1 pseudogene is annotated in these 730 nt (G+C 74.7%); it reads right to left on the bottom strand.

Annotated elements, in window-relative coordinates:
- Positions 1-730 (bottom strand): annotated as a pseudogene (locus CQZ88_RS30900) (exodeoxyribonuclease V subunit gamma); the annotation flags it as partial.

Here is a 730-nt window from a genome sequence, read left to right as displayed (position 1 = left end):
CGCCGAGCCGGTACGGCGGCAGTGTCCCGCGCCGCCATTCGGCGGCCCGGAAGTCCGCGGGGTCCGTGCCGGCGAGCAGCGCCTCGAGCATGCGGTCGCCGAGGTCCCACCGGGCGAGCGGGTCGAGCCCGATGTCGAGGGCGTCCGCGATGTCCTCGTCCCGGTCGGGCACCCGCACCCCGAGCCGCTGCCGCAGGAACGCCTGGGTGGGGTGGGTGACGAACGCGACGAGGTCGGCGAGGTCGACGTCGGTGCGCGCGACGGGCGCGAGCGGACGGTGCAGCAGCCCGGGCCGGTGCCTCGCCGGATGCTGCGCGGCGCGCGCCCCGGCGAGTGCGGCCCGGTCGAAGCTCAGCGGGCGGCCGGGCCGGAAGTTGCGCGGATCGAACGGCTGCAGCGGATGCCGGGTGACGACCTCGGCCATGCCCTCGGGTCCGACCATCGTCTCGACCACGTCGCGCAGCTCGCTGAGCGGGATCGCCGGGGGCCGGCGGGCGCCGGTGACCGGGTCCGCACCGGTGTAGAACAGCAGTAGCGTTTCCCCCGCCGACATGACGGCGTCGAGCAGCAACTGCCGGTCCTCGCTGCGCGGATCACGTTCTCCCAGACAGGGGTTCAATGCCAGCACGTCGTCGCCGTCGATGTGCGCGGCGCGGGGGAAGACCTCGTCGTCGAGGCCGAGCAGGACCACGACCCGGTGCGGCACCGACCGCATCGGCACCATCGTGCA

This window comes from Rhodococcus sp. ENV425 (genome assembly GCF_002887785.1).
GTDB lineage: Bacteria > Actinomycetota > Actinomycetes > Mycobacteriales > Mycobacteriaceae > Rhodococcus > Rhodococcus aetherivorans.
Note: the sequence above shows the minus strand (reverse complement) of the source record. Positions and strands in the feature narration are given on the sequence as shown.